Source organism: Herbaspirillum sp. Her3 (assembly GCF_057961275.1).
Map to the genome: position 1 here is coordinate 208,617 of NZ_CM176328.1, position 25,810 is coordinate 234,426.

The 25,810-nt window shown below is 63.4% G+C and carries 27 protein-coding genes and 1 pseudogene; 18 read left to right on the forward strand and 10 right to left on the reverse strand.

Annotated features, from left to right (window positions below; genetic code table 11):
• Position 1: 1 nt before the first annotated feature.
• The 6 genes from ACVC5H_RS00925 to ACVC5H_RS00950 all read left to right on the forward strand — a co-directional run bounded on the left by ACVC5H_RS00925 (position 2) and on the right by ACVC5H_RS00950 (position 6,212).
• Positions 2–904, forward strand: coding sequence for an ABC transporter permease (locus ACVC5H_RS00925; RefSeq protein ID WP_008333681.1), 903 nt, complete (start codon positions 2–4; stop codon positions 902–904).
• Positions 901–1,992 carry an ABC transporter ATP-binding protein gene (locus tag ACVC5H_RS00930; protein WP_489620556.1) on the forward strand — a complete coding sequence of 364 codons (1,092 nt, stop codon included), beginning with the start codon at positions 901–903 and terminating at the stop codon, positions 1,990–1,992. The genes ACVC5H_RS00925 and ACVC5H_RS00930 overlap by 4 nt, the downstream gene beginning before the upstream one ends.
• Entirely contained in the window at positions 1,985–2,986 is a 1,002-nt protein-coding gene (locus ACVC5H_RS00935) for an ABC transporter ATP-binding protein (RefSeq protein WP_489620557.1), read from the forward strand. Before ACVC5H_RS00930 ends, ACVC5H_RS00935 begins: the two co-directional genes overlap by 8 nt.
• 49 nt (positions 2,987–3,035) lie before the next feature.
• Positions 3,036–4,226, forward strand: coding sequence for an amidase (locus ACVC5H_RS00940; RefSeq protein WP_489620558.1), 1,191 nt, complete (start codon positions 3,036–3,038; stop codon positions 4,224–4,226).
• Positions 4,213–4,734, forward strand: coding sequence for an ureidoglycolate lyase (locus ACVC5H_RS00945; RefSeq protein ID WP_489620559.1), 522 nt, complete (start codon positions 4,213–4,215; stop codon positions 4,732–4,734). Before ACVC5H_RS00940 ends, ACVC5H_RS00945 begins: the two co-directional genes overlap by 14 nt.
• Positions 4,735–4,985: 251 nt before the next feature.
• A complete protein-coding gene (locus ACVC5H_RS00950) occupies positions 4,986–6,212 on the forward strand; it encodes an IS256 family transposase (RefSeq protein WP_209585377.1) in 1,227 nt (408 codons plus the stop codon).
• A 247-nt stretch (positions 6,213–6,459) separates the two neighbouring features.
• Here the strand turns inward: ACVC5H_RS00950 and ACVC5H_RS00955 are convergent, their stop codons facing one another.
• From ACVC5H_RS00955 to ACVC5H_RS00970, 4 genes are all read right to left on the reverse strand, one after another.
• Positions 6,460–6,795, reverse strand: a complete 336-nt coding sequence (locus ACVC5H_RS00955) for a hypothetical protein (protein ID WP_489620560.1) — start codon at positions 6,793–6,795, stop codon at positions 6,460–6,462.
• A 277-nt stretch (positions 6,796–7,072) separates the two neighbouring features.
• The gene (locus tag ACVC5H_RS00960) at positions 7,073–7,264 is read right to left on the reverse strand and encodes a PAAR domain-containing protein (protein ID WP_489620561.1); all 192 of its coding nucleotides are present in this window, start codon (positions 7,262–7,264) and stop codon (positions 7,073–7,075) included.
• On the reverse strand, positions 7,261–7,485 hold the full coding sequence (locus ACVC5H_RS00965) for a hypothetical protein (RefSeq protein WP_489620562.1): 225 nt from the start codon (positions 7,483–7,485) through the stop codon (positions 7,261–7,263). Before ACVC5H_RS00965 ends, ACVC5H_RS00960 begins: the two co-directional genes overlap by 4 nt.
• A gap of 36 nt (positions 7,486–7,521) precedes the next feature.
• A complete protein-coding gene (locus ACVC5H_RS00970; RefSeq protein WP_489620563.1) occupies positions 7,522–7,674 on the reverse strand; it encodes a hypothetical protein in 153 nt (50 codons plus the stop codon).
• Between the two features lie 328 nt (positions 7,675–8,002).
• Between ACVC5H_RS00970 and rarD the strand changes: the two genes are divergently transcribed.
• The 5 genes from rarD to ACVC5H_RS00995 all read left to right on the forward strand — a co-directional run bounded on the left by rarD (position 8,003) and on the right by ACVC5H_RS00995 (position 12,919).
• Positions 8,003–8,899, forward strand: coding sequence for an EamA family transporter RarD (gene rarD, locus ACVC5H_RS00975; protein ID WP_489622634.1), 897 nt, complete (start codon positions 8,003–8,005; stop codon positions 8,897–8,899).
• Between the two features lie 41 nt (positions 8,900–8,940).
• Positions 8,941–10,608: an energy-dependent translational throttle protein EttA gene (gene ettA / locus ACVC5H_RS00980; RefSeq protein WP_489620564.1), complete on the forward strand. Its 1,668-nt coding sequence runs from the start codon at positions 8,941–8,943 to the stop codon at positions 10,606–10,608.
• Between the two features lie 147 nt (positions 10,609–10,755).
• Positions 10,756–11,049: a hypothetical protein gene (locus ACVC5H_RS00985; protein ID WP_489620565.1), complete on the forward strand. Its 294-nt coding sequence runs from the start codon at positions 10,756–10,758 to the stop codon at positions 11,047–11,049.
• 225 nt (positions 11,050–11,274) lie between these two features.
• Complete coding sequence (panS, locus tag ACVC5H_RS00990; protein WP_489620566.1) at positions 11,275–12,189, forward strand: ketopantoate/pantoate/pantothenate transporter PanS; 915 nt, start codon at positions 11,275–11,277, stop codon at positions 12,187–12,189.
• 136 nt (positions 12,190–12,325) lie between these two features.
• On the forward strand, positions 12,326–12,919 hold the full coding sequence (locus tag ACVC5H_RS00995) for a putative pterin-binding protein (protein ID WP_489620567.1): 594 nt from the start codon (positions 12,326–12,328) through the stop codon (positions 12,917–12,919).
• An 18-nt stretch (positions 12,920–12,937) separates the two neighbouring features.
• On the opposite strand, the gene ACVC5H_RS01000 is transcribed toward ACVC5H_RS00995, so the two are convergent.
• Positions 12,938–14,578, reverse strand: a complete 1,641-nt coding sequence (locus ACVC5H_RS01000; RefSeq protein WP_489620568.1) for an acyl-CoA synthetase — start codon at positions 14,576–14,578, stop codon at positions 12,938–12,940.
• A gap of 177 nt (positions 14,579–14,755) precedes the next feature.
• On the opposite strand from ACVC5H_RS01000, the gene ACVC5H_RS01005 reads away from it, so the two are divergent.
• From ACVC5H_RS01005 to hisC, 3 genes are all read left to right on the forward strand, one after another.
• Complete coding sequence (locus ACVC5H_RS01005) at positions 14,756–15,430, forward strand: Crp/Fnr family transcriptional regulator (protein WP_489620569.1); 675 nt, start codon at positions 14,756–14,758, stop codon at positions 15,428–15,430.
• 81 nt (positions 15,431–15,511) lie between these two features.
• The gene (locus ACVC5H_RS01010; RefSeq protein ID WP_489620570.1) at positions 15,512–16,174 is read left to right on the forward strand and encodes a hypothetical protein; all 663 of its coding nucleotides are present in this window, start codon (positions 15,512–15,514) and stop codon (positions 16,172–16,174) included.
• A 93-nt stretch (positions 16,175–16,267) separates the two neighbouring features.
• Entirely contained in the window at positions 16,268–17,350 is a 1,083-nt protein-coding gene (gene hisC, locus ACVC5H_RS01015; RefSeq protein WP_489620571.1) for a histidinol-phosphate transaminase, read from the forward strand.
• Positions 17,351–17,425: 75 nt separating this feature from the next.
• Here hisC and ACVC5H_RS01020 read toward each other — a convergent pair whose 3' ends face one another.
• On the reverse strand, positions 17,426–18,658 hold the full coding sequence (locus ACVC5H_RS01020) for a YbfB/YjiJ family MFS transporter (RefSeq protein WP_489620572.1): 1,233 nt from the start codon (positions 18,656–18,658) through the stop codon (positions 17,426–17,428).
• A 62-nt stretch (positions 18,659–18,720) separates the two neighbouring features.
• Positions 18,721–19,320 carry an HD-GYP domain-containing protein gene (locus ACVC5H_RS01025; protein WP_489620573.1) on the reverse strand — a complete coding sequence of 200 codons (600 nt, stop codon included), beginning with the start codon at positions 19,318–19,320 and terminating at the stop codon, positions 18,721–18,723.
• 270 nt (positions 19,321–19,590) lie between these two features.
• Between ACVC5H_RS01025 and ACVC5H_RS01030 the strand changes: the two genes are divergently transcribed.
• A complete protein-coding gene (locus ACVC5H_RS01030; RefSeq protein ID WP_489620574.1) occupies positions 19,591–20,751 on the forward strand; it encodes an MFS transporter in 1,161 nt (386 codons plus the stop codon).
• 48 nt (positions 20,752–20,799) lie between these two features.
• Positions 20,800–21,495 (forward strand): alpha/beta fold hydrolase, encoded by a 696-nt coding sequence (locus ACVC5H_RS01035; protein WP_489620575.1) that lies wholly within the window; start codon positions 20,800–20,802, stop codon positions 21,493–21,495.
• A gap of 47 nt (positions 21,496–21,542) precedes the next feature.
• Here the strand turns inward: ACVC5H_RS01035 and ACVC5H_RS01040 are convergent, their stop codons facing one another.
• Both ACVC5H_RS01040 and ACVC5H_RS01045 read right to left on the reverse strand, forming a co-directional pair.
• Positions 21,543–21,812, reverse strand: a complete 270-nt coding sequence (locus tag ACVC5H_RS01040) for a hypothetical protein (RefSeq protein ID WP_338717289.1) — start codon at positions 21,810–21,812, stop codon at positions 21,543–21,545.
• Positions 21,813–22,202: 390 nt separating this feature from the next.
• Positions 22,203–23,177, reverse strand: a complete 975-nt coding sequence (locus ACVC5H_RS01045) for an NAD(P)H-dependent flavin oxidoreductase (protein WP_489620576.1) — start codon at positions 23,175–23,177, stop codon at positions 22,203–22,205.
• A gap of 305 nt (positions 23,178–23,482) precedes the next feature.
• On the opposite strand from ACVC5H_RS01045, the gene ACVC5H_RS01050 reads away from it, so the two are divergent.
• The gene (locus tag ACVC5H_RS01050) at positions 23,483–23,638 is read left to right on the forward strand and encodes a hypothetical protein (RefSeq protein ID WP_489620577.1); all 156 of its coding nucleotides are present in this window, start codon (positions 23,483–23,485) and stop codon (positions 23,636–23,638) included.
• Positions 23,639–23,680: 42 nt separating this feature from the next.
• On the opposite strand, the gene ACVC5H_RS01055 is transcribed toward ACVC5H_RS01050, so the two are convergent.
• Entirely contained in the window at positions 23,681–24,826 is a 1,146-nt protein-coding gene (locus ACVC5H_RS01055) for a ShlB/FhaC/HecB family hemolysin secretion/activation protein (protein ID WP_489620578.1), read from the reverse strand.
• Here ACVC5H_RS01055 and ACVC5H_RS01060 point away from each other — a divergent pair.
• Positions 24,795–25,103: pseudogene (locus ACVC5H_RS01060) on the forward strand (integrase core domain-containing protein); the annotation flags it as partial. The gene ACVC5H_RS01055 and the pseudogene ACVC5H_RS01060 sit on opposite strands and share 32 nt — an antisense overlap.
• Positions 25,104–25,810 lie beyond the last annotated feature (707 nt).

A 25,810-nucleotide genomic window follows, 5' to 3' on the forward strand; every position in this document is an offset into this window, starting at 1 on the left:
CATGAATCTTTCCACTCCCGTCTCCTCACTCAAGGCGGCCGCGGCGCCCGCCGCCATGCGCCGCTCGCGCGGCCACTGGGCCAACGTCGCTGCGCGCCTGGTGCGCAATCCCGGCGCCATGATCGCCGCCACCGTGCTGCTGCTGTTGATCGTGGCGGCCATCGCCGCACCCTGGGTGATGCCGGGTGATCCGTTCGCAGCTTCCATGTTCTCGCGCCTGAAACCCATCGGCACCGTCGGCCACCTGCTGGGCACCGATGAACTGGGCCGCGACATGTTCTCGCGCCTGTTGCTGGGCGGCCGCTTGTCGCTGTTCATGGGCATTACGCCGGTGCTGCTGGCCTTCGTCATTGGCAGTGGCCTGGGCATCGTGGCTGGCTATGCAGGTGGCTTTACCAACACCGTCATCATGCGCAGCATCGACATCCTCTACGCCTTTCCTTCGGTGCTGCTGGCCATCGCACTGTCCGGTGCGCTGGGCGCGGGCATCTTCAATGCGCTGACCTCGCTGACCATCGTCTTCGTGCCGCAGATCGCCCGCATTGCAGAAAGCGTCACCACGCAAGTGCGACGCAGCGATTACGTCGATGCCGCGCGCGCCTCCGGGGCGAATGCCTTCACCATCGTGCGCGTGCACGTGCTGGGCAATGTGCTGGGACCGATCTTCGTCTATTCCACCAGCCTGATTTCGGTGTCGATGATCCTGGCCTCGGGTTTGTCCTTCCTCGGCCTGGGCGTGAAGCCACCCGAGCCGGAATGGGGCCTGATGTTGAACACCCTGCGCACCGCCATCTACACCCAGCCTTGGGTAGCGGCCTTGCCGGGGGCCTTCATCTTCCTCACCTCGATTTCCTTCAACCTGTTGTCCGACGGCCTGCGTTCGGCCATGGAGGTCAAGCAATGAGCCTGTCCGCCCCTCTCCTGCAGCAAGATCCGCGTGACGTCGGCGGCCCGCGCCAGCCGCTGCTGGGCGTGCGCCAGTTGCTGAAACACTTTCCGCTCAAGCAAAAGGGACTGCCCTTGCTGCGCGGCCCGGCCAATGCAGTGCGCGCGGTCGATGGCGTGAGCTTCGACATCATGAAGGGCGAAACCCTGGGCGTGGTCGGCGAATCCGGCTGCGGCAAATCCACCACCGCACGCGTGCTGATGCAACTGATCGGGCAGGACAGCGGCGAACTGGTCTTCGATGGCCAGACCGTGGGTTCGCGCGCCATGCCGCTGCGCCAGTTCCGGCGCCAGGCGCAGATGGTGTTCCAGGACAGTTATTCCTCGCTCAATCCGCGCATGACCATCGAGGATTCGATTGCCTTCGCACCCATCGTGCATGGCCTCTCGTCGCGTGAGGCCATCGCCCGTGCCCGCAGCCTCCTGGCACGGGTGGGCTTGCAACCGGAACGCTTTGCCGGGCGCTATCCGCATGAACTCTCCGGCGGCCAGCGCCAGCGCGTCAACATCGCCCGTGCCCTGGCGCTGGAGCCGCGCCTGGTGATCCTGGACGAGGCCGTCTCGGCGCTGGACAAGTCGGTGGAGGCGCAGGTCCTGAACCTGCTGCTGGACCTGAAGCAGGAATTCGGCCTCACCTACCTCTTCATCAGCCACGATCTCAACGTGGTGCGTTTCATTTCCGATCGCGTCCTGGTCATGTACCTGGGCCAGGTGGTCGAGGTCGGGCCGGCCGAGCAGGTCTTCGATGCGCCTCGCCATCCCTATACGCGCGCCCTGTTGCGCTCCATGCCCAGCATGGACCCGACCCGCCGCACCGAGGAAGCGCCGCTGGCCGGCGACCCGCCCAATCCCATCAATCCACCCTCGGGCTGCCGCTTCCATACCCGCTGCCAGTTTGCGCAGCCGGTCTGCCAGCAGCGCGCGCCGGTCTTCGCCGAGGCCGCGCCCGATCACGGCGTGGCCTGCCTGCGCTATGAAGCCGGCAGTGGCTATGATGACGCCGGCTTCGAGGCCGGCATGCTCAACAAGGAGCTGCAACATGGCTGATCCTCGCAAGAAATCCATGGTGAGCCTGCGCGACCTGCGCATCACCTTCAAAGCCCCGGGCAAGACCATCCGTGCCGTCAGCGGCGTCGACCTGGAAGTCGCCGAGGGCGAGGTGGTGGCCCTCATCGGTGAATCGGGCTCGGGCAAGAGTGTTACGCTGCGCTCCATCATGCGCTTGCATCCCGAATCGCGTACGCGCATCGAGGGCGGGCTCGAAGTCGATGGCCGCGACGTGCTGAAGATGAATGGCCGCGAGCTGTCCGCCTTGCGCGGCGACAGCGTGGCGATGATCTTCCAGGAGCCGCTGTTGGCGCTCGATCCGGTCTACACCGTGGGTGCGCAGATCGCCGAGACCATCCGCCGCCACAAGAAAGTGTCGTCGGCAGAGGCGCGTGCGCAGGCGCTGGCGCTGTTCGAGAAGGTACGCATCCCCAGCCCCGAACGGCGGCTCGATGCCTATCCTCACGAGATGTCCGGCGGCATGCGCCAGCGCGCCATGATCGCGCTGGCGTTGTCCTGCTCGCCCAAGGTCTTGCTGGCCGACGAACCCACCACCGCGCTCGATGCCACCGTGCAGATCCAGATTCTGCTGCTGCTGCGCGAACTGCAGCGCGAGTTGGGGTTGTCGATCATCTTCGTCACCCACGACATCGGTGCGGCCGTCGAGGTGGCCGACCGCATCGCGGTGATGTATGCCGGGCGCATCGTCGAGCAGGGACCGGCCTCGCAGCTGCTGACCCAGCCGCGCCACCCCTACACCATGTCGCTGCTGCAAAGCCGCAGCCACGGCGCCATGCAAAAGGGCCAGCGCCTGCAGACCATCCCCGGCGCGCCGCCCGACCTGGCCAACCTGCCTGCGGGCTGTGCCTTCGCCGAGCGCTGCGCGCATGCGCAGGCGGCCTGCCTGAGCCAGCAGCCGCCCGAACAGGCCGTAGGCACCCAACATACGGTACGCTGCCTGCGTGCCGAAGAACTCCAACTGGCCGCGGCCTGAGCCCAGGCCGCGCCCTCTCCGACAAGAACCGACCCGACAAGGAAACCGCATGAGTGCCGATGTCTCCACCGCCCGCTGCTTCGTCCCCTATCCCTTCGTGCCGCAACCCCACGCCAGCAGCGGTCCCCTGGCCGGCGTACGGCTGGCGGTCAAGGACATCTTCGACGTGGCCGGCTATCCCACCGGTTGCGGCAACCCGCACATGCTGGCTCTGTCCGGCATCAAGACCGACTCGGCACCGGCGGTGCAGGCGCTGCTGCAAGCGGGCGCTCAATTCGTCGGCAAGGTCTATACCGATGAGCTGGCCTTCTCCATGAATGGCAAGAACGCCCACTTCGGTACTCCGCGCAATGGCGGTGCGCCGGATCGCATCCCGGGCGGCTCCAGTTCCGGTTCGGCCTCGGCGGTCTCCAATGGCCTGGCTGACCTGGCGCTGGGCACCGATACCGGTGGCTCGGTGCGCGTGCCGGCCAGCCACTGCGGCCTGATCGGCCTGCGCCCCACGCATGGCCGCGTCTCGCTGGAGCGCGTCATGGAACTGGCCGGCAGCTTCGACACCTGCGGCTGGTTCGCGCGCGACATGGATGTGTTCAGCCGCGCCGGTGCCGTCTTGCTGGGCGAAGACAGCGCACCCTTGCCCGTGCAGCCGCGCGTGCTGGTCGCTGCCGACGTACTGGCCCTGCTGGCGCCGCGTGTGCAGGCGCAGTTCGGGCAGCTGCTGGATCGCCTGGATGGTGTGCTGGGCACGCCCCAGCCGGTCAAGGCCGCCGCGCCTTCCTTTGATGCGCTGTACTGGGCCTTCCGCCATATCCAGGGCTATGAAGCCTGGCGGGCCCATGGCGAGAACATCAGCCGCCACGGCTTCCAGCTGGGGCCGGGCGTGGCCGAACGTTTCGCCTGGTCATCCACCATCACACCGCAGCAGATGGAAGAGCACAGCGCGGTGCGGCGCACCTTCCGCGAATCCTTCACCCGCCTGCTCGGCCAGGATGGCGTCCTGCTCCTGCCCAGTGCACCGGATGTGGCACCCCTGCTGACCGATTCTGAACAGTCGCTGGAAGACTATCGCAACCAGGCCGTGCGCATGCTCTGTCTGTCTGGCCTGTCGGGCTTCCCGCAGATTTCGCTGCCGTTGATGCAGCTCGATGGAGCCCCCTTCGGACTGTCGCTGATCGCGCCGCCCGGCAGCGATCGTTCCCTGATCAGCTACGCGGCAGGATTGATGCATGCGTGCGCCTGAGTCCCAGTCCATGCTGCGCGTGATCCTGGCGCAAGCCCTGACGCGCGAGGCCTTTGCCGCCTACGGTGAACTGATCGCACCGGGCCGCTCCGAGCGCGACATCAACTTCGGCACAGCCCGCCGCTACGACGACGTGGCCAGCCTCGACGTGGACGAAGCGGGCGGCCGGGCCTGCGTGGCGATCTTCCGTACCGAGACGCCGGCTGGCCAGGCGGCTTATCCGCTGCGCGCCTTCGAGCGCCACCGCCTGGGCAGCCAGAGCTTCATTCCCATGGGCGCGGCGCGCTGCCTGGCGGTGCTGGCCGGCGATGGCGAGCAGCCGGACGAATCGGCCATTGCCGCCTTCGTGATCGAACCCGGGCAGGGTGTCACCCTGCGGCGCGGGGTCTGGCACCATCCCTTGATCACCATCGGGCCTGCCGATGTATTGGTCATCGAGCGCGCGGCCAGTGAGGTGGACTGCGAGGTCGTCATGATGTCCAGCCAGGTTGAGGTAAAGCTGCCCTAGGGCCTTTTCATACTTAATGCGTTGCCTGCCGTCGTTGCAGCCCCTTGCCGTGGCACCACCACAGCGCGTCGCTGCGCTTAGGCAGTCAACGCTTGGCGACCTCTCGCACTCGCAGATTTAATGTGAACAGACCCTAGAACGCATCTCACGCCTATTTGTGAAATGGGTTCTAGTTAGTTGATTGCGGGCCTGTACATAATTTTGTGTAAACGGACTATTGGCAGGAAACTGTCGCCTTGTCCGGAGCCACAATGAGTAAAAAGAAACACGACGTACCAGAAGAATTACTGGCTGGATTGCTAGCCAATTACAAGAATCCCGAAGATTTGATAGGTGAAGAAGGCCTGTTGAAGCATCTCACCAAGCTGGTGGTGGAGCGAGCCCTGGAAGCCGAGCTGAGCGAGCACCTGGGCCATGAGAAGCACGGGAGCGTAGCCAATGAGTCGGGCAATACCCGAAACGGCAAGAGTCGCAAGACGCTCAAGGGCGAATTTGGCGAGTTGCCAATCGAAGTTCCTCGGGACCGTCATGGCAGCTTCGAACCGAAGCTGGTAACCAAGCATCAGACGCGCTGGGCCGGCTTCGACGACAAGATTATTTCGCTGTATGCCCGTGGCATGACAGTAAGAGAGATTCAGGCGCACCTGGAAGAGATGTATGGAACCGAGGTGTCACCCAGCCTGATTTCATCGGTCACTGACGCCGTTGTCGATGAAGTCAAAGCCTGGCAAGCCAGGCCATTGAATCCAATTTATCCCATCGTTTATCTGGACTGTATCCATGTCAAAGTGCGTGAAGGAACGGTGCGAGTAAAAGCCGTCTACCTGGCCATCGGCATCACCATGGACGGTGAGAAGGAGGTGTTGGGACTGTGGCTAGCGCAAACGGAAGGCGCCAAGTTCTGGCTACAGGTTGTCACTGAGCTGCGTAATCGGGGCGTGCAAGATATCTTCATCGCTTGCGTTGACGGCTTGAAGGGCTTCCCGGATGCCATCGAAGCTGTGTTCCCGAAGACCACGGTGCAGCTGTGTATCGTCCACATGGTCCGGCACAGCTTGAATTACGTCTCATGGAAACGACGTCCGGAGGTGGCGGCTGACCTACGATTGATTTACCAGTCGGCAACCGCCGAAGAAGCCGAACTCCGACTCGGTGAATTCGAAGAGAAATGGGATGCAGAGTATCTGCCTATCGGCCAATCCTGGCGGCGCAACTGGCCCCGTCTGATTCCGTTCTTCGACTTCCCACCAGAGATTCGAAAGGTCATCTATACGACCAATGCCATCGAGTCGGTCAACATGAGTTTGCGCAAGCTGACTAAGAACCGGGGCTCGTTCCCCAGCGATGAGGCGCTGATTAAACTCTTCTTCCTGGCCCTGCGCAACATCAGTAAAAAGTGGACGCTGCCCATCCGAGATTGGAAAGCTGCACTGACTCGGTTTACTATCCAGTTCGGTGAACGTATCTCTATGAATTAAACGAAATCCCGTTTACACAAAAAATCGGACACGCCCTCCGGATACTCGCCATAGGTACGTTTTCCTATCCATATATGCTTTATCCCAGCTTCTTGGAGTGCTGAAACTTGATCTTGTATGTAGGGTCCGTTTAATCCGGCACCGCCCCAATAAATCGAACCTCGCGGCTTATTGACCCTGATGCGTACTGGCTCTGAATCTGACTTTAACGTTAGTGCTGCTGTTGCAACCACGATCGCTTGCGGAATCATGCGGAGGCTCCCGTGTAGCCTTCTGGCATGACTTCAATAGTGACTTCTGCGGCGTCGTCGGAAGATACTTTCTTTGTTCTCCCCTTGCTGTCGGTTTTACCCTCACTGACTTTTCCGTTGCAAGTCATCCGGTAATAGCGATTGGCAAGAGCCTGCCCGGTTTGTTCGTCTGTCAAGACGAAGTGCTGATCATACCCTTCATTCATTTTCCCAATCCAATCGCCCTCATCGTCTTGCACGAAGCGAGCCGGAATGTCCTCACCGCTCGCATTGCCTACCCCGTCAACCTCATTGAGTGTAGAGAGCAAAGGACATCCAGCACTGCTCTTCATTCCATGAATCACCTGAGCCCGTCCATTAGGGCCTGTTCACATTAAATCTGCGAGATGCGTTGCCCCCAGAAGGCGTGCTGGCAAGGCGCGCGTCAGGGCTGGTGGTGGTGCCACCAGCCCTGACGTGCAACGCGGCCAGCGCGCCTTCTGGGGGAAACCCTCCGGGAGAGGCCGCCAAGCGTCGCCTGCCGTTGTTGCAGCTCCTTGCCGTAGCACCGCTACGGCGCGTCGCCGCGCCTAGGCAGTCAACGCTTGGCGACCTCTCGCACTCGCAGATTTAATGTGAACAGGCCCTAGTAAGCGTGGAGCGTGGAAATCCATCGGCAATGACGCAGTTCTTGCGGCAGGCTACGCGAGCCCCCTGAAATGCATAAGCTCGCCCATGACTGATACAAGTCTGGTCACCTTCGATCACCGTGCCGCCGCAGGCGGCTTTATCGCCGTAGCGAATCCAACCGATGATCTTCATGCCTGATCCCCCGTCGGAGCCCGGTGGCCAGCTTCCAGCAGACCGGGAATGCCAGCATCGTCGGCGTATTCCCGGATCTGCGCCGAGCTTTGGAGGCTTCCGATGATCGTGTCACCGTTGTCGGTCGCGCTGCCCACGATAGCCACCGGCTGGTCCCTGTAGACCAATGCGGCGCCAGCGCCCGAGACGATCCGGCTTTCGGTTCCGTCCTGGTAACGCACGAGATCGCCGACGCAGGCGATACGGCGTCCGTTGATCTACACGCTGCTGCTGGCTGTGGCAATTTCACCGCCAAGCCTGGTGGCCGAGCCCAGCGTTGCCAGGGCATAGCTGCTTTTCACGGGACGTTTGTCAATGCTGGCTAAAAAATCGTCTGCCCGGTGCAGCCCATCAGATTCCGTGTGTTCCATTTTGCTCCTTCCATCAATTGATAGCGGTTGCCCAAACATCCCATCAGCGCTCATCGAAGATGCGCTGAAGTTTTTGGGTCAAAGGAGTCTAAATTTGGCAAGCGGCAAACCAGCCTGCCCTCAAGCAATCGGCTGAGGTTTCTCGAATACCATCGAGTTACCGCCAAAAACAATCGCCGGCAAAAGTCGGCATTGCAGGTACTGCACTAGGGCCTGCATCAAACCACCCCCGGCGAATCCTGCAATAATGGCAGCTTGTCACAGCCGTGACCGGGTGCGCCCCCTGGCGCGCCGGTCCGGTCTGGCCTTCCATTCCATTGCCCTGCCCATGCTTCACGCCATCAGCGCCTCCATCCTGTGGGGCTTGTTCCCGCTCTACTTCAAGTTGCTCAAGGAAATTCCTTCCTTCGATATCGTCGTGCACCGGCTGTTCTGGTCTTGCGTGTTCCTGGTGGCGGTGCTGGCCTGGCGGCGCCAGTGGCGCTGGGTCGCCGAGGTGCGCCAGCGGCCCATGGTAGCGGCCGGCTTCCTGCTCTCGGCCCTGCTGCTCAGCGGCAACTGGACCCTCTACGTCTGGGCCGTCAATGCCGGGCGCATCGTCGATACCAGCCTGGGTTACTTCATGAGTCCGCTCATGAGCGTGTTGATGGGCTACCTGCTCTTGAAGGAGCGCATGCGGCCGCTGCAATGGCTGGCGGTGTTCCTGGCGCTGGGCGCAGTGATCTGGCTGACCATCGCCAATGGCAGCCTGCCGTGGATCTCGCTGGTGATCGCGCTGACCTTCGCCTTCTATGGCCTCTTGCGCAAGACCGCACACCTGGGCGCGCTCGAAGGCCTGTCGCTGGAGACCCTGCTGATGTTGCCGCTGGTGCTGCTGATCCTGGGGGTGGATACCGTGCGCGACAGCAATGCCTTCACCCATGCTTCCACTTCGGCCCGGATCCTGCTGGCCTTGTCCGGCCCGATCACGGCGGTGCCGCTGCTGCTCTTTGCCCATGGCGCGCGCCGCATCCCCTTGTCGATGCTGGGCCTGATGCAATACATTTCGCCCACGATCCAACTGCTGGGGGGCGTGCTGATCTATGGCGAGCCCTTCAGCGGGGCGCGCGCCATCGGCTTTTGCGTGATCTGGGCGGCGCTCGCGGTATACTCCGCCGAAGGCTTGTGGCGCTATCTGCGCACCCGCGCGCAAAGCTCGGCAGAGCCCAGCGCCGGCGGTGCCTGAACGCCACCCTATCGTTTCCCCTCTTACTGGCAACTCATACCATGGCCCAATACGTCTTTACCATGAACCGCGTCGGCAAGATCGTGCCGCCGAAGCGGCAGATCCTCAAGGACATCTCGCTGTCCTTCTTCCCCGGCGCCAAGATCGGCGTGCTCGGCCTGAACGGCTCGGGCAAGTCCACCCTGCTCAAGATCATGGCCGGCATCGACAAGGAAATCGAGGGTGAAGCCATCCCGATGCCCAACCTGAACATCGGCTATCTGCCCCAGGAACCGCAGCTCGATCCCGAGAAGACCGTGCGCCAGGAAGTCGAAAGCGCCCTCGGTGAAGTCTTCGAAGCCCAGGCCAAGCTCGATGCCGTCTATGCCGCCTATGCCGAGGAAGACGCCGACTTCGACGCCCTGGCCACCGAACAGGCGCGCCTGGAAGCCATCATCGCCGCCGCCGATGGCAACAGCCTGAACCAGCAACTGGAAATGGCCGCCGACGCACTGCGCCTGCCGCCCTGGGACGCCAGGATCGGCGTGCTCTCCGGGGGTGAAAAGCGCCGCGTGGCGCTGTGCAAGCTGCTGCTCTCCAAGCCCGACATGCTGCTGCTGGACGAACCGACCAACCACCTGGACGCCGAATCGGTGGACTGGCTGGAGCAGTTCCTGCAACGCTTCCCCGGCACCGTGGTGGCCATCACCCACGATCGCTACTTCCTCGACAACGCCGCCGAATGGATCCTGGAACTGGACCGCGGCCACGGCATCCCCTGGAAGGGCAACTACAGCTCCTGGCTGGAACAGAAGGAAGCGCGCCTGAAGCAGGAAGAAGCCAGCGAATCGGCCCGCCAGAAGACCATCGCCAAGGAACTGGAGTGGGTGCGGCAGAACCCCAAGGGCCGCCAGGCCAAGAGCAAGGCGCGTCTGGCCCGCTTCAACGAGCTGTCCGAATACGAATACCAGAAGCGCAACGAAACCCAGGAAATCTTCATTCCCGTGGCCGAGCGCCTGGGTAATGAAGTCATCGAATTCAAGAACGTCAGCAAGGGCTATGGCGACCGCCTGCTGATCGACGACCTGAACTTCAAGATTCCGGCCGGCGCCATCGTCGGCATCATCGGCCCCAACGGTGCCGGTAAATCGACCCTGTTCCGCATACTGGCCGGCCGTGAAACGCCGGACAGCGGCGAAGTCGTGCTCGGCCCCACCGTCAAGGTATCGCTGGTGGACCAGTCGCGCGAAGACCTGGGCAACAAGAAGACGGTCTTCGAAGATGTCTCGGGTGGTGCTGACATCCTCACCGTAGGCCGCTTCGAAATGCCCTCGCGCGCCTACCTGGGCCGCTTCAACTTCAAGGGTGGCGACCAGCAGAAGATCGTCGGCAACCTCTCCGGTGGTGAGCGCGGCCGCTTGCACCTGGCCAAGACCCTGCTGCAGGGCGGCAACGTCCTGCTGCTGGACGAACCGTCCAACGACCTCGACGTGGAAACCCTGCGCGCCCTGGAAGATGCGCTGCTGGAATTCGCCGGCACCGTGCTGGTGATCTCCCACGATCGCTGGTTCCTGGACCGTATCGCCACCCACATCATCGCCTTCGAAGGCGATTCGCAGGTCACCTTCTTCGACGGCAACTATCAGGAATACGAAGCCGACAAGAAGAAGCGCCTCGGCGAAGAAGCGGCCAAGCCCAAGCGTATCCGTTACAAGCCTGTTACGCGCTGATCGCTTGACCGATCCGTACGTTGAAGACGCCGCTGATACCAGCGGCGTTTTTTTCGCCAGCGCGCCTTGTAAAGAGTTGTAGGGATGCATGACGCCGGCTGCCGCGCTGGCTACCATCGCAGGATCACAAGACCAACGGGAGTCCCGATGAAGATCCGCCTGGCGCTGGCACCTGCCCTGGCCCTTTGCACCTTGCTGGCCGCCTGCGCCACCCCGGTACCAGTCACGCAGCTCGACAAGGATACGTACGTGGTGGTGGCCAGCTCGCGCTGGAGTGGCAATGACGGCGTTGCCGCGGAGGGCCTGCAGCAGGCCGATGCATGGTGCCGCAAGATGGGCCGCCAGGTGCGCATCACCGGCAGCGAACGTTCTGAAGGCCTGGTTGGCGTGCTGCCGCCCAAGGTGATGCTCAGTTTCAAGTGCGATCCGGTCCGCCAGTAAGTTCTCTCGCATCACGGGAACCGGCAGGAATCCGCCTGCGCGGGTAGAATCAGGCGCTTGCCCCGCCCACAAGGCGCCAGATCAAGAAGAGGCCGTCACCCTATCGGGTGCACGATGAGTTCTCCACGGCAGTTCGCGTCACCCGCGCCTTCAACATAAAACAACGCGCCATCCCGCCATGATCGCCATCATGCACGGGCCTGTCTTCATCATTCATCCATTGCCATGCTTGCCACCATCACCCGCCTCTTTCCCGTGTGGGCGCTGCTGCTTTCCGCCGCTGCCTACTTCTCGCCGCCGACCTTCACCCCCCTGGGCAAATACATCACCCAGCTGCTGACCCTGATCATGCTGACCATGGGCGTGACCCTCACGGTGGACGACTTCAAGCGCATCATCAAGCGTCCCGCGCCGGTGGCTGCCGGCATCATCCTGCACTACCTGGTCATGCCGCTGGCGGCCTGGATCATCGCCAAGGTGCTGCGCATGCCGCCCGACCTCACCGCCGGCATGGTGCTGGTGGGCAGCGTCGCCTCCGGTACCGCTTCCAACGTGATGATCTATCTTTCGCGCGGCGACGTGGCGCTGTCGGTCACCATTTCCACGCTGTCGGCGCTGGTGTCGGTGTTTGCCACGCCGCTGCTGACCGAACTCTACGTGGATGCCTCCATTCACTTCGACGCCCATGCCATGCTGATGTCCATCGTGCAGATCGTGGTGGTTCCCATTGCGGTCGGCCTGGTGCTGAACCTGTTCGCCGGCAAGCTGATCCGTCGTATCGAACCTTACCTGTCGCTGGTGTCGATGGTGGCCATCCTGCTGATCATCTCGGCGGTGGTCGCCGGCAGCCAGGCCAGCATCGCTTCGGTGGGCCTGGTGGTGCTGGTGGGCGTGATCCTGCACAACGGGCTGGGCCTGCTGGGTGGCTACTGGGGTGGCCGTCTGCTGGGCTTTGATGAAGCGGTCTGCCGTACGCTGGCCATCGAAGTCGGGATGCAGAATTCCGGTCTGGCTGCCGCCCTGGGCAAGCTGTATTTCACGCCCGTGGCGGCTTTGCCGGGCGCGCTGTTCTCGGTGTGGCACAACCTGTCGGGATCGATCCTGGCCGGTTACTGGCGCGGCCGTCCGCCGCGTGACTGAGGCGCGCAGGGCTTGATGCAACGGCCTGCTTCCTGATGGAGGCGGGCCGCTGTCCTTTGTGTGCAGTGTGGCCTGGAATTGCCCTACAATCCGCCATCACCGCACGTCCCACCCATCTCCAAGAGGAGGCCATTCCATGCAAAAACGCAAGTTCCTCAGTCTGGGCGCCTCGCTGCTGGCCGCGCCCGCCGCCCTGCCGGCACTGGCCGCTGACAAGAAGGCCGGCCCCAGCGCAGGTCCGGTCCTGCTCACCGTCACCGGCGACATCAGCAACGCCAATCGCGGCGCGCTCGACCCGGCGCTGGACCAGATGATGGCCAAGCAGAAACTGGCTTTCGACAAGGCCCACGTGTTTGATTTTGCCGCCCTCTCGGCGCTGCCCTCGGTAGAGATCCATCCCACGCTGGAATACGATGGCCGCCGCCACAGCCTGCGCGGGCCCTTGCTCTCGGAGGTATTGCGCGCCGCCGGCGGACCGGCCGCCGTGCAGAACTGCGCCCTGCGCGCGGTGGATGGCTATGCGGTGCTGGTCTCGGCGGCCGATATCGCCAAGTACCGCTTCATCATCGCCACCCATCTGGATGGCAAGCCGATTCCGCTGGGTGGACTCGGGCCGCTGTGGGCCGTGTATGACGCCGACAGCTTCCCCGAGATGAGCGCGCGCCCCTTGCCGGAGCGCTTCGGCCAATGTCCGTGGGGCCTGTATCACATCGCCGTGCGCAAGGCCTGATACGGCCCTGGCAGCGCCTCAGACGTTGATGGCGCTGTCGGATTTCATGCGCTTGCGCAATTCAAACTTCTGGATCTTGCCGGTGGACGTCTTGGGCAGCGGGCCGAAGTAGATCGCCTTGGGCACCTTGAAACCGGCCAGATGGCTGCGGCAGAACTCGGTCAGTTCGGCCGCGCCGGTCTCGGCGCCTTCCTTGAGTTCGACGAAGGCGCAGGGCGTCTCGCCCCATTTCTCGTCGGGCTGCGCCACCACGGCGGCGGCCAGCACGGCGGGATGGCGGTACAGCACGTCTTCCACTTCCACGCTGGAAATGTTTTCTCCGCCGGAGATGATGATGTCCTTGCTGCGGTCCTTGATCTTGATGTAGCCATCGGCATTCATCACGCCCAGGTCGCCGGTATGGAACCAGCCGCCAGCAAAGGCTTCGTGCGTGGCGCGGTCGTTCTTCAGGTAACCCTTCATGCAGATATTGCCGCGGAACATGATCTCGCCGATCTCCTCGCCATCGGCCGCCACCGGTTCCATGGTGTCCGGCGAGAGTACCGTCACGCCGCTCTGCAGGTGATAGCGCACGCCCTGGCGCGACTTCTGCACGGCGCGCTGGTCCACCGACAGCGCGCTCCACGCATCCTGCTCCGCACACACGGCGGCCGGGCCATAGACTTCGGTCAAGCCATAGACGTGGGTCAGCTCGAACTGCATCGCCTCCATCTTGGCCAGCACCGCTGCCGGCGGCGGCGCGCCGGCCACCATCGCCTTGACCGGACCGCGAATGCCGGCGCGCCAGCCCTCGGGCGCATTGGCCAGCGCCGCATGCACGATGGGCGCGGCGCAGTAGTGGGTAATGCCATGTTCGGCGATCAGGTCGAACACCAGCTTGGGCTCGAACTTGCGCAGGCACACGTTCACGCCAGCGCGCGCGGCAACCGTCCAAGGGAAGCACCAGCCATTGCAATGGAACATGGGCAGCGTCCACAGGTAGACCGGATGCTTGGGCAGATCCCATTCGAGGATGTTGGAGATGGCATTCAATGCCGCGCCGCGATGGTGATAGACCACGCCCTTGGGGTCGCCGGTGGTGCCGGAGGTGTAGTTCAGCGCAATCGCATCCCATTCGTCAGCCGGCATGTGCCAGTCGAAATGTTCATCGCCTTCGGCCAGCAGGGCTTCGTATTCCAGATGGCCGAAGCGCTCACCCGGCACCGGTGGCGGGCCCAGCACGTCGAACACTTCGACGATCTTCAGCGCCGGCAATTGCGTGCGCAACTGCTGGGCCAGTGCGGCGAATTCGCTGTCGATCAGCAGTACCTTGGCCTCGCCATGGCGCAGCATGAAGACGATGGAGTCGGCATCGAGCCGGATGTTGAGCGCATTCAATACCGCGCCCGCCATGGGCACGCCGAAGTGCGCTTCCACCATCGCCGGGGTATTGGGCAGCATGGCCGAGACGGTATCGTTCTTGCCTACGCCCAGTTGCTGCAAGGCGCTGGCCAGGCGGCGCGTGCGGCGATAGGTCTGGTCCCAGTCCTGGCGCAGCGCGCTGTGGAGGATGGCGGTGCGCTTGCCATACACGGCGGCCGCGCGTGCGATGAAATCGATGGGCGTGAGAGCCGCGTAATTGGCGGCGTTGCGGCCAAGGCCGGTGTCGAAGTCTGCCATGCTTGTCTCCTTGCTGCGGGGATGGTGGTGGCCTGTGCATTTTTTATCAGCCACCTGTGATTTTATGCACTAGGGTAGCACCGAAGGGGGCTTGCGCTTTGTCATCACGACGACAAGGCTGACATGCGACAATGTTTGCCGTTTCCTTCCTCCCATGCCGACCCCATGAGCAGCCCGATGGCGCAGCTTCTGCAGCAATACGACTGGTTCGCCGCGCTGGCGCCGGAACATCGTGCGCTGGCCGCCGCCACCACCCAGCTGGCACGCTATGCGGCCGACGCCTTCGTGGCCCGGCGCGGTGAGCTTTCGCAATACTGGATCGGCGTGCATGAGGGCCTGATCAAGCTGGCGGTCTACAACATCGATGGCCGCAGCAGCACGCTCTCCGGCGTGCCCCAGGGCGGCTGGTGCGGCGAGGGTAGCGTCATCAAGCGCGAGCCGCGCCGCTATGACGTCATCGCCATCCGCGCCTCGCAGATCCTACTGGTGCCGGCCGATACCTTCCATCGCCTCATGGCCGAGAGCCTGCCCTTCAATGCCTTCGTCATCGGCCAGTTGAACGAGCGCATGGGCCAGTTCATCGCCACCGTGCAGAACGAACGCCTGCTCGATGTCGATGCGCGCGTGGCGCAGGCCATTGCGCAGCTGTTTCATCCCATGCTCTATCCGCGCACTTCCAAGGTGCTGGAACTGTCGCAGGAAGAGATTGGCCTCTTGACCGGCCTGTCGCGCCAGCGTGTGAACCAGGCCATGCGCCACCTGGCCGAGCTGGGGCTGGTCGAGATTTCCTACCATAGCATCCGCGTGGTCGACCTGGATGGCTTGCGCGCCTTCGGCATGGCTTCGCTGTAAGCGGCCTGTCGCCACGGCGACAGTCTGGTCAACGCTGATGTCTTAAGATCGGACGGCCCTGCTGCCGTATTGGAATCCGCCATGACCATCGTCACCCATCATCACCTGCACCTGCGCGAATTGCGTTTCGCCGCACCGGCGCGCGTGCGGGTATGGAAGGGCGCAGCCACCTTGAAGAGCGGCGGCGTGGCCGTCGAGCTGCAGGAGGGCGAGAGTTTCACGGTGCCGCCCTTCGTACGCTTTGCCTGCCTGGCGCATCCGCGCGCCACGGCCCAGGGCATGCGTCCGGCCGTGTGGTCGCTGGCGCTGGAGACCGGTGCGACGGCCGACATGGAACGCGCTGCCGACACCAGCAAGCCCCACGCCCGACGCCTGGCCGCCGCCATCTTTGCGCAGCCGGCCTCGGACTGGTGCGCAGAGCGCATCGCGCGCGACTGGCAGATCAGTACGGCACGCCTGCGTGCGCTGCTCTTTGCCGAAGGGGAGTCACTGCGTAGCCTGGTGCGCGAGCAGCGCGTGGCCTGGGTGCTGGCGCAACTGGCACGTCCGGAAGATGCCGGCGCCAGTCCCGGCGCAGCCGGGTTTGCTTCGCTGCCGGCCATGCAACGGGCCTGCCAGGACCTGATCGGCCTGCCGCCCGAGATCGCCGGGCGCGCGCTGTCCGTGCTCAGCAGTCATCCCCGGCCGGCTGCCGCACAGCATGAGGGGCAGCCGCGCCAGCCGCGCTATCGGCCCTATTTCTGAGATTTCAGCGGCCGCTGCGGCCGGGTGGCGGCAAGTTTGCTACCATCTGCGCTTTCCCTCAATTCTGTACGGCCCGGCATGGGCTGATTTCTCATGAGCAAGTTCTGGAGCCCCATCGTCAGCCGCCTGACGCCTTACACCCCCGGCGAACAACCCAAGATCGCCCGCCTGGTCAAGCTCAATACCAACGAGAGCCCCTATGGCCCCTCGCCGCTGGCACTGCAGGCCATCGCCCGCGAGGTCAGCGACAGCCTGCGCCTGTACCCCAATCCCGACGCCGAACCCCTGAAGCTGGCCATCGCCCGCCGCCACGCTGCCGACGGCATCACGGCGCGCGAGGTGTTCGTGGGCAATGGTTCCGATGAAGTGCTGGCACACGCCTTCCAGGCCCTGCTGCAGCATGGCCAGCCCATCCTGTTCCCGGACATCACCTACAGCTTCTACCCGACCTATGCCGGCCTGTACCAGGTCGACTATCGCGCCGTACCCCTGGCCGAGGACTTCACCCTGCGTACCGGGGATTACCTCGGCCATGGCGAGTCCATCGGCGGCATCATCTTCCCCAACCCGAATGCGCCGACCGGCTGCCTGTTGGGACTGGAAGAGGTCGAGCGCATCCTGCAGGGCAACCCCGAGCGGGTGGTGGTGGTCGATGAGGCCTACATCGATTTCGGGGGCCAGAGCGCCATCCCGCTGGTGCAGCGCTATCCCAACCTGCTGGTGGTGCAGACCTTCTCCAAGTCGCGTGCGCTGGCCGGCATGCGGGTCGGTTTTGCGGTCGGCCATGCCGACCTGATCGATGCGCTGGAGCGGGTCAAGAACAGTTTCAACTCCTATCCGCTGGACCGCCCCGCCATCGCCGGTGCAACGGCCGCCATCGAGGACGAAGAGTATTTCCGCAAGACCTGCGATATGGTCATCGCCAGCCGCACCGCGCTGGTGGCGCAACTGCAGGCGCTGGGCTTCGAGGTGCTGCCCTCGGCGGCCAACTTCGTCTTCGCCCGCCATGCGCAGCACGATGCCGCCGAGCTGGCCGCTGCCCTGCGCAGCGATGGCATCATCGTGCGCCACTTCAAGAGCGAGCGCATCAAGCAGTTCCTGCGCATCACCATCGGTACCGATGCGGATTGCGCGACGCTGGTAGAGGCGCTGCGGCGCCATCTGGGCCAGCAGTAAGGCCGCTGCAGGCCGCGCCGGCATTGGCTGCGCGGCCCGATGTGCAGAAAACGTCAAGCCGCGCCAGTCCCTTTGTCAACGCGCCGACGGCCCTTCGCCAGCGCCCAGCGGCTGCTGCCGCCACGCCACCAGCGCCCCCGCCAGCAGCATCAGTGCAGAAAACGTCAGGCCGCGTTGCAGGCCACCGGGGCCATCGGCGATCCATCCCACGATGGAGGGGCCGATAATCTGCCCGACCGCAAAGATGATGGTGAACGCGCTGATCCCGGCCGGCCAGTCTGCGGGCGGCAGGTTGTGGCGCACCATGGCCGTGGTCGAGGCCACCGCCGAGAGAAAGCAGCCGCCGAACAGCAGGCCGGAGGCGAACACGGCCAAGGGCTCGGCCGTAGTGGCCGGCAGCAGCGTGGCCAGGCACAGCAGGCCGTTGAGGATGGCCAGCGACTGTCCGCCCCGGAAGCGGTCCAGCATGCGCGCCCAGATGCGTGAAGACGCGAAAGTGGCCGCACCCAGCAGTGCGAAGAAGAGCGTGATGCGCGCCGCTGCCATGCCTTCTTCCTTGAGCAGGGCGATGACGAAGGTCATGTAGCCGATATACCCCAGGCCAAAGAACAGATACCCGATCAGTCCATACATCAGGCTGCGCGGCCGCCAACCGCCACCGGCCGCTGCTTGTGCGGGAGAGGTCGGCATCAGCCGTGCGGGCAGCGCCATGATGAGGCTGGCAACCAATGCCAGCGCTCCCAGCAGCATCCAGGCCCATTGCCAGGGATGGGGCGCGCCATGAGCGACGGCAGCCTCCATCACCGAGGGCACCAGCAGCGACGCGGCCACGATGCCAATGCCGGTGCCGCCGTAATACAGGCCCAGCAGCAAGCCGGCGCGATGGGTATGCAGCGCGGCCAGGCGACTGACCAGCAAACCGCCCGAGACGAAGATGAGCGCACTGGTCACACCCGTTACCATCCGCAGCAGCAGTTGCAGCAGCGTGTCCGTGGTCAGTGCCGGGAGAAAGGACAGCAGCGCGGTGGCGAAGGCACCGCCGATGAGCACGCGATGCGCCTGGTAGCGGCGCATCAGTAGCGGCGTCATCAGCGCGCCCAGCAGGTAGCCCAGCGCATTGCCGGTATTCATGCCGCCTGCAATCAGGTAGGGCCAGCCGAGGTCGGCGCGCATCGGTGCCAGCAGCAGGGCATAGGAAAAGCGCGCCACGCCGAGCGCCACGGCCGTGCCCAGCGACAGGGCCAGGGCGGTCAGGATGGGATGGCGCAGGATGAAAGGCGAGGGCGCATGCGCAGCGTGGCTGGTCATGGGGGGCGTCTCCTGGCGGTCTTGTTGTGGTGTGGCGCCAGTGTAGCCGATGCGGGCAGGCCCTAGCTGTTCATCGGCCGCCAGTTGTGTTGCTTCACCACATGCAAACAGGCATCCACCACCACCGGGTCGAGCCGGCTGCCACTCTGGCGCTGGATCTCTTCGAGTGCCACGTCCATGCCCAGCGACTTGCGGTAGGGTCGGTCGGCCGACATCGACTCCACGATGTCAGCCACCGTCAGGATGCGCGCCTCCAGCGGCAGCGCATCGCCACCGATACCGCGCGGATAGCCGCTGCCGTCGAGGTACTCGTGATGGCACCAGACGATCTCGGCGAGATTGAAGGGGAAGCTGATCTTGTTGAGAATCTCGTAGCCGAATTGCACGTGCGTCTTGAGCACGCCATATTCATCGGCCGTGATGCGTCCGGGTTTGGTCAGCAGCGCCAGCGGTATCCTGGCCTTGCCGATGTCGTGCACCTGGGCCGCCATGTGCAGCACGTCGATGCGCTCGGCGGGCAGACTCAGGTGGCGCCCGATCATCACTGCCAGCTCGGCGGTCTGGTCTTCGTGATTGGGTGTATAGCCGTCAGTCAGCCGATGCAGCGAGATCAATGCATCGATGACTTCCTGATAGATCTTGTTCGGTTCTGAAACTGGCATTCCTGTCCCTGCGTGATTGCAGCCGCTGGCAGCGTGCGCGGTCGCTCAGAGGTGTTGCTCGATGGATAGATAATAGCCCGGCGATGCACCGGCCATGAACCTTTACAGGTTCCCTGCTCTCTGAATGGGCCACCTCGGGCGACCCCGACCCGCTGGTCCGACAGCGCATGACCATGCGCTTTCCCGGTTGTCGGATAATAGCGGTTTGCAATACTGAAACTCATTTCAGGAAAGAAATGATTGTGCGCAGTTTACAGTTATGACTTATCGATGACAACCAAGCAGTCTCCTCCTCCTCGCTCTTTTCCAGCGAGCCTGACGTGGCGCAAGTTGGCCATCCCCCTGTTCTTCCTCTTGCTGGGGATAGTGTTCGCCACCTGGGCGGCCCGCATTCCCGCGATCCGGGACCACCTGCAGCTCGATGCGGCCACGCTGGCGCTGGTGCTGTTGTGTGGCGGCATCGGTGCGGTCGGCTCCTTCCCGCTGGCGGCCTGGATCACCGGCCACTACGGTGCGCGTCACAGCGCGCTCTATGCGGGCCTGGCCCTGCTGGTCTCGCTGCCGCTGCTGGGCCTGGCCCCCGGCACGGGGATGCTGATGCTGGTCTGCACGATCTACGGTGCGGCCTCCAGCTGCTTCGACGTGGCCATCAACGCCCTGGGCGCGCAGGCCGAACGCCAGGCCGGACGGCCCATCATGTCCATGCTGCATGGCTGGTTCTGCGTGGGCACCTTCTCCGGCGCGCTGGCCGCCAGCGCCGTGGCCGGCATGGGCATCGCCCCGGTGTGGCATTTCCTGCTGGTGGCTGCGCTGTTCCTCTACCCGCTCTACGCCGGCTACCAGGCGCTGCCCGATGACCGGCCGGAGCACGATCCCGAGCGCAAGCTCTTCGCGCTGCCGCACGGGCACCTGGTGGTGCTGGGCGTGATCGCCTTTTGCGGTGCCATCGTCGAGGGCTCGGTGGCCGACTGGAGCGGTATCTACATGAAGGACCATATCGGCGCCAGCGACGGCACCACGCCCCTGGCCTATGCCGCCTTTGCCGGCATGATGCTCATCATGCGCATGGTCGGCGACCGTCTCAAGGCCCGCTACGATGCGCGCCGCGTGGTCTGGATCGGCACGCTGGTAGCCAGCGGCGGTATCGCCCTGGCGGTGGCCGCGCCCGGCATGGCCACCGCCATCCTCGGCTTTGCCATTGCCGGCACCGGGGTGGCCGCAGTGTTTCCCTTCGTCTTCAGCGCTGCCGGACGGCACGGATCGAGCGCGCTGGCGGCCGTGGCCACGCTGGGCTACAGCGGCAGCCTGATTGGTCCGCCGGTCTTCGGCTTCCTGGCCCATGGCTGGGGTTTGCAGGCCGCGCTGGCCTTGCTGGGCGTGCTGTGCCTGGCCATGTCCGGTTCCAGCCGGCGTGCGCAATGGCTGCAGTAGCGCCAGTAGCGACGTCTTTTACTCAATCATCAACAAGGAAAAAATACGATGCGCAACCTGGTGCTGCTGCCGGGCTTCATGCTCAATGAACATCTGTGGGACGACATGCAGGCCGATCTCGCCACGCTCGGTCCGCTGCACTTTGGTGACCTGGGCCAGGACATCGGCATCCAGGCCATGGCCGACGCCGTACTGCGCCAGGCGCCAGAGCGCTTCGTGCTGTTCGGCTTCTCGATGGGCGGTTTCGTTGCGCAAGCGATTGCCCTGAAGGCGCCCGAGCGCGTGCTGGGCCTGGGTTTGCTCAATACCTCGTCGCGACCGCAGACCGAGCGCGAATCGCAGGGTACGCTGGCCCAGATCGAACTGGCCCAGCGCACGCCCTTCAAGGGCCTGACCTCGCGCGCCCTGGCGTCATCGCTGCATCCGGCGCGCAGCACTGACCGCCATCTGCTGGACCGGCTGCAGGCCATGGCGCTGGCCAATGGCAAGGACGTCTTCCTGCGCCAGCTGCAGACCCTGCGCGACAGCAATGCCGAGGATCTGCAGCAATTGCGCTGCCCGGTGCTCATCGTCAGCAGCGACGAAGACAAATTGCGCAGTGTGGAAGAGTCCGAAGAGATGGCACGGCAGATACCGCAATCGCGCCTGGAGATCGTCGGCGACTGTGGTCACATGACGCCGATGGAAAAACCGCAGGAATTGTTCAGGATCATCTCGGACTGGATTGCCCGGTCAGGCCTGTAAAACCTCAGCGCCGTCCCGGCCGGGAGCGGCGCTGCAGCGTCGAGCGATCAACCTTCGTCGAGCTCCTTGCCTGGTGCCCCGGCAGCGCGCCGGCCGGGTCCCTTGTTCATTTCATCCAGGCCGCCGGTGCCGCGCAGGTCGGTATCGACCTGGCCCTTGCGGATGTCGTCATAGGCCTGGCGGATTTCCGGGCGCTCGACCTGATGGCCGCTGCGCCCCGGGTCCTGGGGGGCAGCGTTCTGGTCATGCTCATGCGGCAGACGTGGCTTGTCTTGTTTGGGATGACGATCTTTTCTGGTTCTCAGGAAGCTGGTCATGGTGAGGGTCCTCGCAAGTGAATGGTTGACTCTTCTTTTGCCGCAGGGCGATGCCGTGTGAACGTGGCCACAGCGCATCAATTACCTTGCGTATGCACGAAGCGAACAGGTACGACAGGGCCCCCGGCCAGAAGTGCCGCGAGTTGCAAAACGATTTTGAAAAATAAGGATCTGTCCGACAGACAATTCGCACAAGCCGGCGCAAGGAGCGCGGTAAAGGAAGAGCAGGCAGCCGCTTGGACGCGCCAGTACTGGCGGCGTTCCCCATCGGCTGCGAATGGCCTCACCATGAAGGAAAGGCGGACCCGTACTGCGGTCCGCCTTTTTACTTAGTTTTTCGTTCGCATGAATGGAAGACCCAAGCTCATCCATTCTCAAAAAAACGTCGCCTCATAGCGACAGCCGCGCACGTGCAGCACGGTATTCCTCTTCCAGCCGGTCGACCATCTCGGCCACCGTCGGCACATCCTCCATCAGGCCCACGCCCTGGCCGGCGCCCCAGATGTCGCGCCAGGCCTTGGCCTTGCTGCCGCCACCGGAGCCGAAGTTCATCTTGGTCTTGTCTGCTTCCGGCAGGTTGTCCGGATCGAGGCCGGCATTGACGATGGACTTCTTGAGGTAGTTGCCGTGCACGCCCGTAAACAGGTTGGTATAGACCACATCGGCGGCGGTGGACTCCACGATGGCCTGGCGATAAGCCTCATCCACGTTCGATTCGCGCGTGGCCAGCCAGCGCGAGCCCATGTAGGCGAAGTCCGCTCCCATGGCCTGGGCCGCCAGCACCGCGTCGCCGGTGGCAATTGCCCCCGACAGGGCCAGCGGTCCCTTGAACATCTTGCGCACCTCGCCCACCAGCGCGAAGGGCGAGAGCGTACCGGCATGGCCACCGGCACCAGCCGCCACCAGGATCAGCCCGTCGACCCCGGCTTCCAGCGCCTTTTCGGCGTGACGCAGCGAGATCACGTCATGCAGCACGATGCCGCCATAGCTGTGCACGGCGTCCAGCATTTCCTTGGGCGGTGCGCGCAGACTGGAGATGATGATGGGGACCTGGTGCTTGACGCAGGTGGCCACGTCCTGGGCCAGGCGGTCATTGGACTGGTGCACGATCTGGTTGACCGCGATCGGCCCGGCCTTGCGCTCCGGGTGTTCGGCCTGCCACTGCGCCAGCTCTTCCTGCAGCTGGGTCAGCCAGGTATCGAGCAGCTCGGCCGGGCGCGCGTTGAGCGCAGGAAACGATCCGACCAGCCCGGCCTTGCACTGCGCTGCCACCAGCGCCGGGCCGCTGGCAATGAACATGGGCGAGCAGATGATGGGCAGGCGCAGATCTTGCAATGCTTTGGGGTAAGCAGGGGCTGGTGGCATGGTCGTCTCTCGTGGGTTGTCGTTATCTCAAGGCAACAGGGCTTGGCCTTGTGCCGCTTTTGTCCGGCGATTATAGGACAAAAAGCGACAAAATATAACGGTCGTGCTTTTTGTTGCGCCAACGGGAAATATTCAGGAAATTATTTATATGATTTACTGTCTTCCCTCGACCATGTGCTATTTTTTCCACAAAGCCTGGTGCAAAACAGGCCAAGCAGGCGCCACCGGGGGCGTCTTGCAGACCGGCTCAGCCGGAAGGGCCGGGCCCGGGGTTCATCTGTCGTCATTTGCCGTAGGGGGGAATCATGCAACACTTTGATCTCGTCAATGTTCTCATCATCATTCTGGCCGCCGTCGCACTGATCGGGGGCGCGGTGCTGCACAAGCGTGCACTGAAAAAGTCCCTGATCGATGCCGACAAGCTGGCGGTGCGCCGCTTGCGCCGTTATCGCCAGCAATGACGGCGGGCGCTGATGCGCGCCTTCTTTGCGCCATTTCGCCTTTCAGTATGACCATTGCAGGCTGAATCCACCGGTCAACGCACCGGTGGCAAATCCGTTCGGCCTGGCCAGCGGCGCGGCAACGAAGAGCTCGTAGCCGAGCTTGTCCACGCTGCCGCGCCAGCCGAGGACGGCACCGCTCAGCCGGTGCCCGCTCAGATAGTGCGCCAGCGGACCTGCTACCGCGCCGGTATCGAGGCCGGCGTAGATTTCCTCTGCCCTTTCTTCCCATCCCCACGACAGCTCATTGCGCAGCAGCCAGCCGCGCACGGTGTAGCGTCCACCGATGGCGAACTGATCCTGCGCGGGCAACTGGCCGCGATTCCATTGGGCGCGGGCCGTTGCGGTGTAGCGTAGTCGTGCCGGTCCGATCTGGAAGGGAACTTGAAGGGCCGCGTCCGCCAGCCACAGGCCGTAGCGCGTATTGATCTGCGGCAGGTCCAGTGCGTGCTTGGGTGTCTTGCCCTGGCGGTCCAGCGCCCGCCGATAGCTCAGGTTGATCTCGCCGACCGCAGCGCCGATGAAATGCCGGTGATGGGCTCCGAGTTCCCATGCCGTCATGTGCCGCTGCTGGGGTCCCAAAGGGATCTGGTCAACGAAGTTGAAGGACTTGCGTAACAGCAGCTTCGCCGAGAGATGGCTCTTGCTGGCGGCGCCCCGCTGCAGCAGCCGCGACAGTTTCAGTTCGGTGGTTTCGGCGTGGCCGCTATAGACCACCGGTTCGAACGCGCCGTCCACCGCCTGGTGATAGCGGCTGGCCGAACTGGTCGCGGACAGCAGCCAGTACCCGAAGGGCAGCGAGTAATGCAGCGTATGGCTGCGGCTGCCGCGGTCTCCGTAGCGGCCAAGACTGCGGGTGAGACTGGCGTAGAACAGATCATTGAGCGTCCACCAGTTGTCATAGGCCACGGTCACGCTCGCCTGGTAGCGCCCGGTCGCACGCGCACCGCCATCGTCCAGCGAGGTGGAAAAGCGGAACGGGAAGCGCTGCCGGTAGTGCAACACCAGATCGCTGTCGCCGGCCTGGGCATCGGCCTCTTCCGATGGCGTGATCTGGAGTTCGGCCTCGGCTGTGGGGACGCGCTTGAGGTTTTCCAGTCCTTGCTCGATGGCGCGCAATGGAGCCGAGTTCACAGCGGCCAAGGTCATGCGCTGGCTGCGGGATGCCTCCGTTGGCCCCGCCTTCATTGCGCCAGGCAGTCCATGGCAGAACGGATTCGTGGAAAGCTTCAATGGCAAGCTGCGTGACGAACTGCTTAACCGGGAGTGGTTCCGCAGCCGGGCGGAGGCAAAAGTGCTGATTGAAAGATGGCGTCAGTTCTACAACGAGCGCAGGCCGCATAGCGCACATCAGTACAAACCTCCAGCTACGGTCCGTCGAGCCTGGCTAGAATCGAATATGATCGACAACCGACTCACTGCCTGACTGGCTACAAATTACCGACGCAGGTCAAACTACAGCCAGTCGAACACGAGAAGCCATTACGCCAGCGTGATTGAGCAATCCGGCATCAAGGCGGGTGATGAGGGGTCGATGATGAGCGTGTTCCGTATAAGGAAAAAAGCTCACCTCTGCACTGGATATTTTCCACTCTTGAAATAATGCTGTTGATAGCACTCACGACAAAATAGGTGGGAAATGAACTGGTCTAGACTTTATGCAAAATTGCAGAGGTTAGTGGTAGTTGGATGCATGTCCATTCTCTCCGGAGGATGGGCACTCTTGGTTGCCGGAATTTTTAAGGTGGTCTTTAAATTGGACGAGAAAGTCGCGATTCTCTACCTTGGGTTGCCGCTCTTTCTCCTCATATTGATATGGAGTCTGATTTATCTACCAAGAGCGCTTCGCAAAGCAGGGATGTTGAGTGATGAACCGTCGAGTTTTGGTCCGTGGCTTAAGAAGTAAGTAACTGTGCCCTTAGGCGCCTCTGCAGTCGCAGCTTGAACTGAATCCGCATATCAGCCACCTGCCTTGGCCTAACGCCAACAACCCAACCTGCAAAGACCACCTTAACGACAGAAAATTTCCGTACAAGCAGGCATGTCCAAATCCTGTAGCCCCTAGAATTCCTCCTGATTCATCCCAGCAACCGAGCCAGGGCGATCCACCTCCCTGATCACCGCCGCCTGCAT